The sequence below is a fragment of the Leptolyngbya sp. BC1307 genome (genome assembly GCF_002286735.1).
Taxonomy (GTDB): Bacteria; Cyanobacteriota; Cyanobacteriia; order Phormidesmidales; family Phormidesmidaceae; genus Phormidesmis.
This window is the reverse complement of sequence record NZ_NRTA01000198.1, coordinates 1-507: the sequence shown is the minus strand read 5'-3', so window position 1 is coordinate 507 and position 507 is coordinate 1. Positions and strand designations below refer to the sequence as shown.

Genomic DNA, 507 nt, shown 5'->3' with positions numbered 1-507 from the left:
CAACGCAACACTCAGTACCTGGTGCCTGACCATAGCTTCCAGGACTAGGACTTTCACCTAGCTAACAAAGCCGAGCTTTGCTCGGCGCACATGCAAATAACCCCATATTCAACGTCCAATCCAATGCTACCCGCAGGCATCAGATGAGCCGATCAATCACCGAAGCAACTAACCTAGTGCAGCGTCAAGTTTAAGAATGAGGGTTGTCAAGAGTGTTGTAATGGGGGAGATTGGGATAAAGCGAACGAGGGCTTTATGCAAAAACGATACATCGTCCGATTGAGTGAATCAGAGAAGAGTGAACTGCACGAAGTCATCAAACGGTTGAACGGTAGCAGCCAAAAGGTTCGTCGTGCGCAGATTTTGCTAAAGGCAGATGCCGAAGGGCCGAACTGGACAGACCAGTTGATCGCCGAAGCCTTCAACTGTCGGCCCCAAACAGTGGAAAATATCCGCCGCCGGTTGGGAGAACATGGCTTTGAGGCGACGCTGAATGGGCTAAAACGC

The 507-nt window shown here is 50.7% G+C and carries 1 protein-coding gene; it reads left to right on the top strand.

Going from position 1 to position 507, the window contains the following annotated elements; genetic code table 11:
- Positions 1-255 precede the first annotated feature (255 nt).
- A partial coding sequence (locus CKL79_RS22760; protein WP_170944003.1) for a helix-turn-helix domain-containing protein occupies positions 256-507 on the top strand: 252 nt, incomplete at its 3' end.